Below are 14024 nucleotides of genomic sequence, written 5' to 3'. Positions count from 1 at the left end.
GTATTAGATCACTTTCGCTTCATTTTTCAATTTTTCTACAAGCTCGTCTACAGACTTCACTTGCACGCCAGCTTTACGTTCAGCAGGTGCTTCAACTTTAATTGTTTTAAGCTTAGTACCAGTTGAAACGCCATAATCAGCAGGTGATTTAACATCAAGCGGCTTTTTACGAGCTTTCATAATGTTTGGAAGCGCAGCATAACGTGGCTCATTCAAACGCAAGTCAGTTGTAATGATTGCAGGAAGACCAAGCTCAACAGTTTGTAAACCACCGTCGATTTCACGCGTTACTTGAACCTTTCCACCATCAACTTTAACTTCAGATGCGAAAGTACCTTGACCAGCACCAAGTAAAGCGCCAAGCATTTGACCTACTTGGTTAGAGTCATCATCAATCGCTTGTTTACCTAGAAGGATAAGTTCTGGTTTTTCAGCATCAACAACGCCTTTTAAGATTTTAGCAACTTCTAAAGCGCCGACTTCATCAGCAGTTTCAACTAAAATACCGCGGTCAGCACCTAAAGCCATTGCAGAACGAATTTGTTCTTGAGCGTCTTTAGAACCCACTGAAACAACAACGATTTCTGAAACCGTTCCTTTTTCTTTTAAGCGAACCGCTTCTTCCACTGCGATTTCACAGAATGGGTTAATTGACATCTTAACGTTGGTAAGGTCAACCCCACTATTGTCCGGTTTAACACGAACTTTAACGTTGGCATCAACCACACGTTTTACAGCAACAAGAGCCTTCATGTAATCCTCGGCTGTTCTAAACAAGTAAATGTAGTAAAGAGCATTCTAACTCTTCGATCGAAACTTTTTAGGTGCCCTATCTTGCAATGTATTTGGCATTTTGGTCAAGTCACAATTTCCGCTACGACCAGAAAAAAGATGAAATGCCCAGTTCACAAATTTAAAATACCTATTCAGCATATAAAGTTGGAGTTTGATTAACGTTAATATTACACTTTGATTTTTCTTATAATTTATAAATTCAACGACCTCGAATCAATATATTTCATCGAATAAGCATGATCCGCAAGCGATCTTTACCAGTGAGTTTAGCGATTGCATCTGTTTTGCAAAAACTTGGCAATAAAGTAAGAATACCAATTAAACAAATTTTCATGACAAAGTTGAAAACTATCGACTATTAAACACTCAATTTTGCAACATAATATATCGCTTCAGCCTTATTGCGTGGTGTTACCGACTGAATTTACCATTTAAACATCGGTAACGGGCTCCACGGTTTTTGCAATAAACGCTTCATACCCAAACAAATCAAAGTCTTGTGAAACCCAGAGTTTGGAAACTGTTTGGTTAATTTTTTAAACTCGCGCATTGGAATATTTGAACGTAATAAACCTAATGAAAAATCTGCATAATCGGCCTGTCTAAAATATTCAACCAGTGGATATTCGGAAAATTCTGCTTTAGTTAACTTATGATGTTCGGTAATCATCAAGGCGATTTCTTTTTCCCAATCTAACAAATCATTTGCAACAAGGTATTGATGCATTTGTTCAACTGATGGTGAGATATAGTCAATCGTTTTCGCAGTCCAAATACCGATATCGTGAAAAGCCACAGCGATCGCTATTTTATAAATTGTGTCACTTCGATTATCTTGGCTTAAGCTCAAACAACATGCTGCAACACGCTTACAATGGTTAAGATAGCCTTGATAATCCAGCTGAATAACCGTCCGATATTCCTGCAAAATCGTTTCAATCCAAGTGCTACATTGTATAAATGCATCATCATCTAGAGATAATGAAAATTGTTGTTTAATGCTCATTTTTCTGTGCTCTTGGATGGGCTTGGTCATATACTTTTGCGAGTTGATCAAAGTCCACATGCGTATAGATTTGGGTGGTTGAAAGATTACTATGCCCTAACATCTCTTGTACTGAACGTAAATCCCCACTGGCGGAAAGCATATGGCTGGCAAAACAATGTCTTAATAAATGCGGATGTAAATCGACATCGACCCCAGCTCTTTGCGCTTGCAGCTTTACTCTGTTTTCAATTTGCCGTGGTTTTAATATTTGACCTCGCTGGGTAATAAATACCGCTGAATCTGCAGTAAATTGCCCCGCCCAAATCCGATAGACTTTAAGCCACTCAATCAAACTTTCCTTAGCTTTAGCCCCAAAAGGAACAATACGTGTTTTATTACCTTTACCTGTAATTCTTAGTAACTGTCGATTGAAATCTATATCTTTAATGGTCAAGCCTTGCAACTCAGCCAAACGTAAACCACTAGAATAGAGCAGTTCCAATATTGCTTTATCCCGCAACCACAATTGTTGATCAATCGGTTTTTCAGGCGCTGTTTGGTCTAAGATTTGATTGACAGTTTCAATATCAATCAGACCGGGTAAAGGTCGAGATTGGCGTTTTAATTTAAAATCTTCTGCTGGATTTTGTGCTAAATATTGCCCCTGTTCCGCCCATTTCATAAATTGGCGAATTGAAGTCAAATGCCGTTGCAAACTACTTGCACCAAGTTGATCTCGTTCAACTCGCTCAGCCAAATACTGTCTGAGGTCAGATGCCTCAACATCTTGTAACTGAAGTTGTTTATGTTCACAAAATTGAAAAAAATCGGTTAAATCACGCCGATAAGCCGTAATGGTATGCGCTGACTGATTTTGAATCATCCGTTCTTTTAGCCACATAGAAAGCAGTTTTGCAGGGGTTTCCAAATAGCTCTCCATGTTATTGAATTCATCACGCCTACAGTCTAACAATTTTTTTATGTGATGTATTAGGGTCTGTTGACATTTCACCTTACGCGCTATGGCTCTCATTGCGACAAGAGCCATTTTTGGTGCAAGATTTTTTAGATGGTACAAGGCATGTTTTTCGAAATTTAGTCATTCTAAATGATGAGAAACACTGTTTCGCAAGATAACGTAGTATGAGGAACAACGTTCCGCAAGTAAAATGTCCCTGTCCTCGAACTTCGCCTTACGCTGCGATCAAAGCAGTGCTTTGCTCTTGCACAGGGTTGTAATACAATAAATTTCAAGTTTTATATTTTAAGCTTAGCATAATGACAACAATTCTAATCCCTTATCTAATCGCTATTACATTACTCACCATTACTCCGGGTCTTGATACGACCTTGATTATTCGTACAGCAACACTCGAAGGTAAAGCAAAAGCATTTCAAGCCGCTTTAGGGATTAATTTGGGTTGTATTGCTTGGGGTGTAATCGTCGCTTGTGGTTTAGGGGCTTTGTTGATGACCTCCGATCTAGCCTTTGATGTTTTAAAATGGATCGGTGCCGCTTATCTCGCATGGCTTGGACTCAATATGATCTTAAAACCTAGAGCAGAACTTACAAGCGCACCGAGTGCCACATCAAATCAAAACTGGTTTATCAAAGGTTTTTTCGGAAATTTGCTCAATCCTAAAGTCGGTATTTTTTATATTTCATTCCTTCCTCAGTTCATTCCACATTCGGCCTCACCGATTGCGTGGACAATGGGATTGGTCATGATTCATGTGTTCATCGGGTTTATCTGGTCTATGTTTCTAATTTCTGCCATGCAATCCGTATCGCATTACTTAAAACAACCAAAATTTATTCGCTACATGGACCGAATCACAGGCAGTATTTTTATTCTGTTTGCGCTAAAACTCGCGTTGAGTAAACGTTAAAACTATAAAATGCTGTTCAAATAATGATGGATATGCTCAGCAACAATTTGTGCATGTGTATGCGCAAACTGGTGACCACCGCCATGAATAATATGCAATTCAGCATGTGAAAAACAATGACTTAGATATTCTCCGACAGTAGGTGGACTCAAGGGATCTTGGTCTCCCCACAACAACAATACGTCGTTTTTGATTAAACCCAATTCAGCTTCAAAATTGATATTGGTGGTCACAAACCAATCAGGATATTGTAAATAATGCTGACGATATCCTTCTCTCCAATTTTGTACATCAAAAGGTTCCAGTGGAATACCACCAGATGTCGCAACCAAAACCAATCCTTTTACCAGTTCAGGTTTCGTTAATGCCGCAGCCACAGCAAAAATACCGCCCATCGATTGAGCGACGATAATACATTCTTGTTGTATTTGACCAACGACATAATCAATCAGTTCATCAAAACTTGTTAAGTCATGATTCGCTTCAACACTGCCAAATCCCGGATAACCGATAATTTCTTTAGTATAAGTGCTTGGCAATAAGTCACTGACAGGCTGCCAAAAGCTCAGATCACCAGAAGCACCGGGTAAAAAGATAATTTTATTCATAAGCAACTTTGTATGAGCCTAAAACAAAAAAGCACCATCATCTGGTGCTCTTTTTGGTTAACCTTGAAAATATCTTAAATCTAACCGTGCGTCATAGACATGTGTGGTTGGACCTGTCATCCAAACCACATCTCCCTCACGCCACGCGATATGTAACTTTCCACCCGCAAGCTGAACCTCAACTTCATTGGCAAGTAGACCACGGCGCATACCACTCACCGCTGCTGCACACGCCCCTGTTCCACAGGCTAAAGTTTCACCAACACCACGCTCGAACACACGTAAACGTACATGTTTTTCATCTAGGATTTGCATAAACCCAGCATTGACACGTTGCGGAAAGCGAACATGAGATTCGACTTGAGGCCCCATCCCTGCAACATCAGCAGTCAGCACATCAGGAACAATGGTTACGGCATGGGGATTACCCATATTCACCACATCAATGTTGATACTTTTATCGTTGGCTAAACCAAGTGCATAAAGACCTTCAGCATCTTCATGTGCATCGGTTAAAAATGGGATCTCTTGTGGTAGAAATTTCGGATAGCCCATATTCACACGAACCAAACCATTTGCACCCAGCTCAGGCTCAACAATACCCGCTTTGGTCTGCACACGAATTTTGGTTTTCGTGGTTAAACGACGTTCATGTACAAAGCGTGCGAAACAACGCACACCATTACCACACTGCTCTACTTCAGAACCATCCGCATTAAAAATACGATATTTGAAATCCACATCTGGAAAATCAGGTGGCTCAACAATTAAAAGTTGATCAAAACCCACACCAAAATGGCGATCTGCTAAACGCTGAATCGTCACGGTATCTAAATAAGCGCGCTGGGTAATCAAGTCAACAACCATAAAGTCATTGCCTAGACCATGCATTTTGGTAAATTCTAAATACATCCCCATTTACTCCTCAGGTAACAAATGCTCTCTTTCCCAGAGTGATTCTATTGTTTCACGTTCACGAATTAAATAGGCTTGATCACCATTGACCATAACTTCAGCAGCACGACCGCGGCTATTGTAGTTTGAGCTCATTACGAAACCGTATGCGCCAGCACCTAATACCGCTAATACATCATTTTCCTGCAATGCCAAATCACGCGCTTTACCTAGAAAATCACCTGTTTCACAAATGGCGCCCACTAAATCCCAAGTTTTAGTTTCAACATCGGCATTCGGGTTTACGGACTGAATATCCATCCATGCTTCATACAAAGCTGGGCGAATTAAATCATTCATTGCCGCATCAATAATGGCGAAATTACGATGATTGGTTGGTTTGAGTAAATCAACTTTAGTCAGTAATGCACCCGCATTGGCAGAAATACTACGACCCGGCTCCATATATACTTTTAAACCTAACTGTTCTAAAGCAGGTCGCAGTGCATTGGCATATTCTGCAACAGTAGGCGGTATTTCATCTTTATAACAAACACCCAAACCACCACCAATATCAATATGTTTTAGGGTGATACCTAGGCTTTTCAACTGCTCGATCATCAACATCACACGATCAAGTGCATCCACAAAAGGCTTGGTCTCAGTCAATTGAGAACCGATATGACAATCAATCCCGACGATCTCTAAGTTCGGAAGTGACGCTGCATATTGATAAGTTTCATTTACGGTATCGCTCGGAATACCAAACTTATTTTCTTTCAAACCCGTTGAAATATAAGGATGGGTTTTAGCATCGACATCAGGATTGACACGCAAAGAAATCGGGGCTTTTTTCCCTAATTTAGCCGCAACTTTTTGAATCCGATCAAGCTCGGCATAAGATTCAACATTGAAGCACGCAATACCGACATTTAAAGCTTTTTCAATATCTGCTTCAGATTTACCCAAACCAGAGAATACGATTTTTGATGGCTCACCGCCTGCTGCAAGCACACGCGCCAACTCACCGCCCGTCACGATATCAAAACCAGCGCCGAGTTTCGCCAAGACATTGAGAACAGCGATATTTGAGTTTGATTTCACCGCAAAACAGATTTGATGATCAATAAAATCAAAAGCACGATGCATATCCAAATAATGCTTCTCCAAAGTCGCTTTTGAATAAACATATAAAGGTGTGCCGAATTGCTGTGCGAGCTGATCTAATGAACATTGCTCAGCATGCAATACTCCATTAATGCGCGTGAAACTCATGAAAATGTCCTTGTTTACAAACTTAAGGTGACGTTGGTTGTGATTCAGTCGTTGATAATGTTGCTTGGCTTTCCGCTTTCGCTTCATCCTTATTTAGATCAGATGATACTTTGGCTGTAGATGCTTCATTTTTATAAAGCAGGTATTTTGCACGCTTATCATGATTTGGATCAGAAGGAAGTTGCAATGCACCCGACTGACCACATGCGCTTAATACAACACAACTCAACAACACACTGATAGAACAAATGACTGGACGCATCTGAGCACCTAACTTTTACAATTCGCAGCAGTATAGCGTGATCAATCGATAGGCTAAAGTCTAAACATAAAAAAACAGCCACAAGGGCTGTTTTTTTATGTTGGGCGATATTTAACTAGAGAAAACTAGATCATTTTTTTTGTTCTTGTTCTTTTTCTTTCTTCAAACGATCTTCCCAGAATGTTGCATTACGAATTCCGAGTTTGACTGGATCAAAAGTAAACTTGGTCACGCCTGCTTTTTGTTGTTGCTCGTAATCGTTGAGTGCCTTGATGGTTGGTTTCCAAATGAAATAGGTCATGATAATACCAATGATATTAATCCATGCCATTAGACCAACACCGATATCACCAATTCCCCAAATATAACCCGTCGCACTAATCACACCATAAATAACGGCTGAAAGAATGAAACACTTAGTCAGGAACATTAATGAAGGTGTTTTGGTGATATAGCTGAGATAAGTAATATTGGTTTCAGCAATATAGTAGTAGGCAATAATTGTCGTGAAAGCAAAGAAGAAAACCGCGAGTGCGACAAAGATTTGACCAAAACCACCAAAGACCGTACTTACAGCCATTTGAGTGAATGCTGGTGAACCAATTTCAACAGAAGCACCGACATTTTGCACAATAAATTGACCTGCTTCTAAAGTACCTTGAACGTTATACATCCCCGTAATCAAGATCATGAACGCGGTCGCTGAACAAACAAATAAAGTATCAACATAGACAGAGAAAGACTGTACTAAACCTTGCTGTGCTGGATGTTGAACTTCAGCCGCTGCTGCTGCATGAGGGCCTGTACCTTGACCTGCTTCATTTGAGTAAACACCACGTTTTACTCCCCAACCAATCGCAGCACCGATACCCGCCATTGGTGAAAAAGCATCAGCAAAAATCATTTTAACCACACCCGGAAGTTCCTGAATGTTCATAAAAATGATCACTAACGCCATGATAATATAGCCCAGTGCCATAAATGGTACAACAAACTGGGCAAATCGAGCGATACGTTTAATACCACCAAAAATAATGACCGATAATAACGTGACAATGATAACAAGTGCCAACAACTTATAAGCACCGACATTGCCAAAAACAATGGCACCGTCACCTGTAATTTGCGTAAATGCATTTCCAACCGCATTCGCTTGAATGCCCGGCAAGAACAAACCACAGGAGATAATCGCAGCAATCGCAAAGAGAACACCTAACCAACGTTGCCCTAAACCTTTATCAAAATAAAAAGCGGGACCACCACGATACTGTCCTTGATATTCAACTTTATAAATTTGACCTAAAGTCGATTCGACATAAGCGGTACTTGCACCTAAAAATGCAACCACCCACATCCAAAATACAGCACCCGGACCACCAAAACCAATCGCTGCGGCAACCCCAGCAATGTTACCTACACCAACACGACCAGAAAGTGAAACGGATAATGCCTGAAATGATGAAATACCCTGTGAAGAGGATGTTCCTTTAATTAATAGCCTTCCCATCTCCTTAAGCTGTCGTACTTGGACAAAACGCGTAAGAATAGAGAAAAATAAACCTGCACCTAAACATAAATAGATTAGCGCGGGGCTCCAGATAATGCCATTTACCCAATTAACAATTTCTGCTGCACTCATATATATCAACCTTTTTTATTAAAATTGGAAATATAACAACCGTTATATTTCCATTTGCTTGAGCATCAGCAATATCTATGCCAATCAACCGGAGTATCATGCCAAGAATTGAACAAATGCTCAAAACCGTCCATGGAAAAAGTGAACTGAACAAGTATATTAACTCAAAAACACACTGTATCTTACTTGTAAAAGTCTTATATCATGTTATTTTGCTGAGCACTTCCCTTTAACCAGTGAGTTACGAAAATCGCCCTTTTCTCTTCATCCTTATTAAGAGAAATACGATTGGCGCAATGTTTTCGTAATTACTTTACTTTTTAACTAATTTACAGAAAATTTTCAATTTTAAATATGGCAAAAATTAAAACTATTTACCGTTGTGAACAATGTGGCGCAGATCATCCGAAATGGGCTGGGCAATGTACCGAATGCGGTGAATGGAATTGTCTCACTGAAATCCGCATAGAACCGAGCGTCACTCATCGTAGTCAACCCAAAATGGGCGGTGGATATGCAGGTCAAGCAGCAAGCATTACCACCTTAAATCAAGTCTCCGTTTCCAATGAAACCCGCTTAGCTACAGGCGTGAGTGAGTTTGATCGTGTTTTAGGTGGTGGCTTAGTCACTGGTTCAGTGGTCTTGATTGGTGGTGATCCGGGGATTGGTAAGTCCACCATCTTGCTGCAAACTGCCACCCACATGGCCAGCAAAAAAAGCTCAGCACTCTATATCACTGGCGAAGAATCACTTTCTCAAGTTGCATTGCGGGCGCAACGTTTAGATTTGCCTACCGATCAACTCAAAGTCATGGCTGAAACCTGTGTTGAGCGTATCTGTGATGTTTTAGCACAAGTGCGTCCTGCTGTTGCCATATTGGACTCCATTCAAACCTTATATACCGAAACCTTACAATCAGCACCTGGTGGCGTCTCACAAATTCGAGAATCAGCTGCATTACTCACCCGTTACGCCAAAAATAGCGGCACTGCTTTGTTTCTCGTAGGCCATGTCACCAAAGAAGGTGCGCTGGCTGGTCCTCGTGTTTTAGAACACATGGTCGATTGCGTGCTCTATTTTGAAGGTCAATCTGACTCACGTTATCGCATGATTCGTGCAGTGAAGAACCGTTTTGGTGCAGTCAACGAACTTGGGGTCTTTGCAATGACCGATAAAGGTCTACGTGAAGTCGCCAATCCATCGGCAATTTTCCTGAGCCGTTATGATGAAGCCATCCCGGGTTCAATTGTGATGATCAGCCGTGAAGGTACTCGCCCACTCCTAGTTGAAGTTCAAGCCTTAGTCGATGATGCACATGGTCAACCTCGTCGTGTCGCACTAGGTTTAGAACAAAACCGTTTAAATATGTTGCTTGCAGTCATGCATCGACACGGCGGGGTTCAAACTGCTGGTCAAGACGTTTACATCAATGTGGTCGGTGGCTTAAAAATCACCGAGACAGGTTCTGACCTTGCGGTTCTACTTGCCTGCGCATCCAGCTTACGTGGCAAAGCCTTACCTCAACAATTGGCTGTTTTTGGCGAAGTTGGGCTATCAGGTGAAATCCGCCCAGTGCCAAATGGTCAGGAACGTTTAAAAGAAGCCGCTAAACATGGTTTTAAATATGTGATTTTACCTCGAGGCAACGCACCACAAAAACCAATTGAAGGTATCCAAGTGATTGCTGTAGCACGATTACATGAGGCATTAACGGAAGCAATGCAGCTCAGTGATGAATTGTAATAAAAAATATGCTTTTCTAGTTGAAATTCAGTGCAAATGCCTGCATAAATACACTTACTAATTGGAACTAAATAGGGATTTTCGATGCAAGTACACCAGCGTGGCTTGATGGCCGCTTTATTAATGGCAACCTTGGTTGCTGCACCACTCGCAGAAGCGAAACGTGCAGGCGGCGGAAAGAGTCATGGTATGAGCAGATCTAACTCATCTAGCCAGTCTTATCAACAACCTCGCCAAGCGACTCCACCAGCACAACAACAAGCCGCTCCGACTGCTGCACCTCAAAAAGCAGGTCCTGGTGTCGGTGGTATGGTTGCCGCAGGTGTCGCTGGCGCAGCATTAGGTGCCGTTGCAGCAAACGCAATGGCAGATGATAAAGATCCAGCTCAAACAGAACAACAAGCTGTTGCAGCCGAGGAGGAGAAACAAGGGCTTCCTAGTTGGATTTGGGTTCTACTTGCAGCAGCCGCCGCCTTCTTTGTGTTCCGCAGATTAGGCGCAAAAAAAAAATTAGCAGCAGATAATCCGTACGCTCCGAACAATAGCGGTCGAAATAATTTTAGCCGTCAAACAACATCACAACCAACTGCTCGCCAAACAGGTGACAACACCAATATCTTTGGTCAATCAGTTGGTGGTGGTGCTGCGACTCAAGCACCGTTCGGCAATGCTCCAACTCAAGCACCATTTGGTAGTGCTTCGACCAGCAATGGCAATCAACTGCCAGATGGTACTGAACCGGCGGCATTCTTGCGTACTGCACGTCAACGCTTTAACCACATCCAATCAGTGAACAACGCTAATAATATCGAAGAAATTCGTCGTTATTTATCACCAGAGCTTTACAACTCGATGTATAGCGACATTATGGCCAACCAAGATCAAGATGTGGCTGAATTTAGCAACCTCAATGCAATGGTGGTCGAAAGTTCAACTGAAAATGGTCAATACGTTGTCAGCGTTCGTTTTACGGGTACTGTGAGCGAAGATCTGAATAGCTTGCCACAGCCATTTACTGAAATTTGGCACTTTGTTAAACCTGCTGGCTCACAACAAGATTGGGTTGTTGCAGGCATTCAACAAGCTTAAAACCTAATAAATAAAAAATGGCTACTTTAGAGTAGCCATTTTTTTGCCCATTTTAATCTAAAAGAAGATAGAACATACTAAGCCAAAAGCAACGTATTCCTTTCTATATAAGTATCTTGCTTCTTATCTCAATTGTTTTGAAATTTGTTGAAAACGATCATTATCCACTTGGTAATACACGGTTTCACAAACTTCTTGATTACCATAGCGACTCCCCACAGCTATGACCAAACGACTGTCTTTTTGGTAAACAATATCATTTTGGGTAAAGCCTTTCTGTTCACTATAACAATCAGCAAAGGTATCAGGCAAAATAAAGCTCTGCCCAGTTTTGGCATTATAGGCTAAAGCAAAGCTACATCCCCCACCGCAACCAACCGTGTCCATAACATAATGCCCTGCAAAATTTGGTTTTTGTTTGGACATCTCTTTAAATAAAGTTCGGTATTTTTGGCTATGTGGATTAAGTTTTAAAGGTTGATTTTCTCCTGCGTACTTTTTCGCAGGATAATCCTGAAACGTGGGTGTTTTGGCATAGAGTGATGATGAGCCAAAAACCAATAGGATCGTATAAAAAACAGCACTTAATTCAGCCCAGATTCTAGATAAAAAATACATTTCCATTCCCCTTATACGCCATATGCTTGTCAACTTTGAAACGCTTTACGCGTTGAGTAACTATTTCAAAGTGGTTCTCTCATTTACTGATTGGTTCAGCATAGCATTGAGCATCAAGATCAAGCCTCATCGTTATATTTGCTGATTAACCAAAACTTCAATATAGAAAAATGATGAACAGTACAAGCATTACAAGCTTATTCATTTATAAATTATAGGCTTGAATATGCCGTTAAGAACAGATTTACGCAAGAGAGCCATTTAAAAAACAAAAAAGCCTTGCCGAAGCAAAGCTTTTAACATCTAAAATCGAATCGTTAAATCAAGAAACAAACTGTAGGAATAACCAGTATAGGCCACCTGATAAACAGATCGTTGCTGGTAAAGTAAATACCCATGCAGATAGAATCGTTCTGACTGTGGCAAAGTTCAAGCCTGACTTATTCGCAACCATGGTACCCGCAACCGCACTGTTTAAAACATGCGTTGTAGAAACTGGCATACCAAAACCATCAGCCGCCGCAATCGTACTCATCGCAACAAGCTCAGCAGACATCCCTTGACCATAGGTCATGTGATTCTTACCAATACGTTCACCGACAGTCACTACAATACGTTTCCAGCCGACCATGGTGCCGAGACCAAGTGCAAGTGCCACTGCCACTTTTACCCAAGTAGGAATGTATTGTAAGAATGAATCCATATTGCTGCGATACTCTTTCACCACTTTCTTTTGTTCATCATTCATCACTGGCAATGCTTCAGCTTTGTCTAGACGTTTAAAAGCAGTCGTACTCAAGTACATATCATTACGTAACTCTGCCACACCTTCTTCAGGGATGCTTTTGAGGTCACCATAAGCTGCAACTTTCTCGCCTAAATGATTGGTCATACTTGCCAATGCAGGTATAACTTCTGGCGTTTGTTCCTTGGTTTGAATATAGGTGGTCAGCACTTCACGCGCTTTTTCATCAGAATAATCTTGTCGATCAACATTTAAAACCAAAGCCGTTTGAGAAGACAATTGTTCAAATGACTGTAGATGTTTTTCATCTAAATTTTTATTTAATGAATATGCCAATGGAACCAAGCCAATCAAGATCAACATGATTAAGCCCATGCCCTTTTGACCATCATTTGAACCGTGAGCAAAACTGACCCCAGTACAAGTGAAAATCAAGATACCGCGAATTAACGGCGGTGGTGGCTTATTGCCAACAGGCGGCTGGAATAACTCCATTTGGTTTTTAAATATCTTCTTAACCAACAAGAATAGAACCGCAGCGAAAGCGAAACCAATCATTGGCGAGAACAGTAGAGCCTTACCAACTTTAAGCACTTGATCCATGTCAATGCCACTGGTCGCACCAGTTGAAGCATTGAGCAAGTGGTTCATAATCCCCACACCCAAAATTGAGCCAATCAATGTATGTGAGCTAGAAGCAGGAATACCGAGAAACCATGTTCCCAGATTCCACACAATCGCTGCAATCAGCAATGCAAATACCATCGCAAAGCCTGCACCACTGCCTACATTCATAATCATTTCAACAGGGAGCAATGCAATAATACCGTATGCAACTGCACCACTGGCAACCATAACCCCTAAGAAGTTACAGAAGCCCGCCCACATCACCGCTACTGGTGCAGGAAGCGCATTGGTATAAATGACCGTCGCTACCGCATTGGCAGTATCATGGAAACCATTTACAAACTCAAAAGCCAAAGCAATAAAAAGAGCCGTTGATAATAAAATGACAGAATATAAACTTAAAGCAGGAACATGTGCTAAGTCAGCACTCACCTGAAAACCGATATAAATAAGTGTTGCAACAATAATCGTCAAAAACACCGGCATAAAAAATTTCGGTGTTGGCACATGTACATTCGTTGATTTTGCCGCTGGGTTGGCAAGTGGTGAATCCGAAGCAGGGGGAAGATTAGAATTCATGTAGACGGACAGAGGATGATGAAATCCCCCGTATTGTTTAATTAAATTATGACAATTATATGACAAAGGAATGCCATATGAAGCCAAAATTTCATACTTTTACATCAATTTTTCATGTTTTTTGGCGATAAATCCACCTTATTAATTTATTAAAACCAATAAAAACAAACAATTAATAAAACAAAAACACCTTGAAAACTGTTTGTCTGATTTTGCAACAAATGCTACGAAAGATGACATGTTATTGTCATATTTCAGGGCACTGTTTTATT

13 protein-coding genes are annotated in these 14024 nt (G+C 40.9%); 3 read left to right on the top strand and 10 right to left on the bottom strand.

Annotation, left to right across the window (positions count from 1 at the left end; all coding sequences use genetic code 11):
• Positions 1 to 3 precede the first annotated feature (3 nt).
• From F903_RS06910 to xerA, 3 genes are all read right to left on the bottom strand, one after another.
• Positions 4 to 753, bottom strand: coding sequence for an electron transfer flavoprotein subunit beta/FixA family protein (locus tag F903_RS06910; RefSeq protein ID WP_004668959.1), 750 nt, complete (start codon positions 751 to 753; stop codon positions 4 to 6).
• Between the two features lie 466 nt (positions 754 to 1219).
• Positions 1220 to 1801, bottom strand: coding sequence for an HD domain-containing protein (locus tag F903_RS06905; protein ID WP_005195720.1), 582 nt, complete (start codon positions 1799 to 1801; stop codon positions 1220 to 1222).
• The gene (gene xerA, locus F903_RS06900) at positions 1791 to 2684 is read right to left on the bottom strand and encodes a site-specific tyrosine recombinase/integron integrase (protein WP_171065264.1); all 894 of its coding nucleotides are present in this window, start codon (positions 2682 to 2684) and stop codon (positions 1791 to 1793) included. The genes F903_RS06905 and xerA overlap by 11 nt, the downstream gene beginning before the upstream one ends.
• 377 nt (positions 2685 to 3061) lie before the next feature.
• Here xerA and F903_RS06895 point away from each other — a divergent pair, with 377 nt between their 5' ends.
• Entirely contained in the window at positions 3062 to 3673 is a 612-nt protein-coding gene (locus F903_RS06895; RefSeq protein ID WP_005195718.1) for a LysE family translocator, read from the top strand.
• A 2-nt stretch (positions 3674 to 3675) separates the two neighbouring features.
• On the opposite strand, the gene F903_RS06890 is transcribed toward F903_RS06895, so the two are convergent.
• The 5 genes from F903_RS06890 to F903_RS06870 all read right to left on the bottom strand — a co-directional run bounded on the left by F903_RS06890 (position 3676) and on the right by F903_RS06870 (position 8351).
• Entirely contained in the window at positions 3676 to 4281 is a 606-nt protein-coding gene (locus tag F903_RS06890) for an alpha/beta fold hydrolase (protein WP_005195717.1), read from the bottom strand.
• 57 nt (positions 4282 to 4338) lie between these two features.
• Complete coding sequence (gene dapF / locus F903_RS06885; RefSeq protein ID WP_005195716.1) at positions 4339 to 5193, bottom strand: diaminopimelate epimerase; 855 nt, start codon at positions 5191 to 5193, stop codon at positions 4339 to 4341.
• Positions 5194 to 5199: 6 nt separating this feature from the next.
• Complete coding sequence (lysA, locus tag F903_RS06880) at positions 5200 to 6450, bottom strand: diaminopimelate decarboxylase (protein ID WP_005195715.1); 1251 nt, start codon at positions 6448 to 6450, stop codon at positions 5200 to 5202.
• A 22-nt stretch (positions 6451 to 6472) separates the two neighbouring features.
• A complete protein-coding gene (gene lptM / locus F903_RS06875) occupies positions 6473 to 6712 on the bottom strand; it encodes an LPS translocon maturation chaperone LptM (RefSeq protein ID WP_005195714.1) in 240 nt (79 codons plus the stop codon).
• Positions 6713 to 6842: 130 nt separating this feature from the next.
• Positions 6843 to 8351, bottom strand: a complete 1509-nt coding sequence (locus tag F903_RS06870) for an alanine/glycine:cation symporter family protein (RefSeq protein ID WP_004668967.1) — start codon at positions 8349 to 8351, stop codon at positions 6843 to 6845.
• Positions 8352 to 8705: 354 nt separating this feature from the next.
• Between F903_RS06870 and radA the strand changes: the two genes are divergently transcribed.
• Positions 8706 to 10094 (top strand): DNA repair protein RadA, encoded by a 1389-nt coding sequence (gene radA / locus F903_RS06865; RefSeq protein WP_005195710.1) that lies wholly within the window; start codon positions 8706 to 8708, stop codon positions 10092 to 10094.
• A gap of 84 nt (positions 10095 to 10178) precedes the next feature.
• Positions 10179 to 11183, top strand: coding sequence for a Tim44 domain-containing protein (locus tag F903_RS06860; protein ID WP_005195708.1), 1005 nt, complete (start codon positions 10179 to 10181; stop codon positions 11181 to 11183).
• A gap of 123 nt (positions 11184 to 11306) precedes the next feature.
• Here the strand turns inward: F903_RS06860 and F903_RS06855 are convergent, their stop codons facing one another.
• Together F903_RS06855 and F903_RS06850 are read right to left on the bottom strand one after the other, a co-directional pair.
• Complete coding sequence (locus tag F903_RS06855; RefSeq protein ID WP_005195706.1) at positions 11307 to 11801, bottom strand: hypothetical protein; 495 nt, start codon at positions 11799 to 11801, stop codon at positions 11307 to 11309.
• Between the two features lie 322 nt (positions 11802 to 12123).
• On the bottom strand, positions 12124 to 13752 hold the full coding sequence (locus tag F903_RS06850; RefSeq protein WP_005195704.1) for an inorganic phosphate transporter: 1629 nt from the start codon (positions 13750 to 13752) through the stop codon (positions 12124 to 12126).
• Positions 13753 to 14024: the final 272 nt, after the last annotated feature.

Source organism: Acinetobacter sp. NIPH 298, assembly GCF_000369505.1.
In the GTDB taxonomy this organism is placed as follows: Bacteria; Pseudomonadota; Gammaproteobacteria; order Pseudomonadales; family Moraxellaceae; genus Acinetobacter.
The sequence above is the reverse complement of the archived record's forward strand: the minus strand, read 5'-3'. Positions and strand labels throughout refer to the sequence as shown.

Coding starts and splice junctions, on each gene's coding strand:
- F903_RS06910 (WP_004668959.1), bottom strand. CDS start 753: ATGAAGGCTCTTGTTGCTGTAAAACGTGTGGTTGATGCCAACGTTAAA.
- F903_RS06905 (WP_005195720.1), bottom strand. CDS start 1,801: ATGAGCATTAAACAACAATTTTCATTATCTCTAGATGATGATGCATTT.
- xerA (WP_171065264.1), bottom strand. CDS start 2,684: ATGTGGCTAAAAGAACGGATGATTCAAAATCAGTCAGCGCATACCATT.
- F903_RS06895 (WP_005195718.1), top strand. CDS start 3,062: ATGACAACAATTCTAATCCCTTATCTAATCGCTATTACATTACTCACC.
- F903_RS06890 (WP_005195717.1), bottom strand. CDS start 4,281: ATGAATAAAATTATCTTTTTACCCGGTGCTTCTGGTGATCTGAGCTTT.
- dapF (WP_005195716.1), bottom strand. CDS start 5,193: ATGTATTTAGAATTTACCAAAATGCATGGTCTAGGCAATGACTTTATG.
- lysA (WP_005195715.1), bottom strand. CDS start 6,450: ATGAGTTTCACGCGCATTAATGGAGTATTGCATGCTGAGCAATGTTCA.
- lptM (WP_005195714.1), bottom strand. CDS start 6,712: ATGCGTCCAGTCATTTGTTCTATCAGTGTGTTGTTGAGTTGTGTTGTA.
- F903_RS06870 (WP_004668967.1), bottom strand. CDS start 8,351: ATGAGTGCAGCAGAAATTGTTAATTGGGTAAATGGCATTATCTGGAGC.
- radA (WP_005195710.1), top strand. CDS start 8,706: ATGGCAAAAATTAAAACTATTTACCGTTGTGAACAATGTGGCGCAGAT.
- F903_RS06860 (WP_005195708.1), top strand. CDS start 10,179: ATGCAAGTACACCAGCGTGGCTTGATGGCCGCTTTATTAATGGCAACC.
- F903_RS06855 (WP_005195706.1), bottom strand. CDS start 11,801: ATGTATTTTTTATCTAGAATCTGGGCTGAATTAAGTGCTGTTTTTTAT.
- F903_RS06850 (WP_005195704.1), bottom strand. CDS start 13,752: ATGAATTCTAATCTTCCCCCTGCTTCGGATTCACCACTTGCCAACCCA.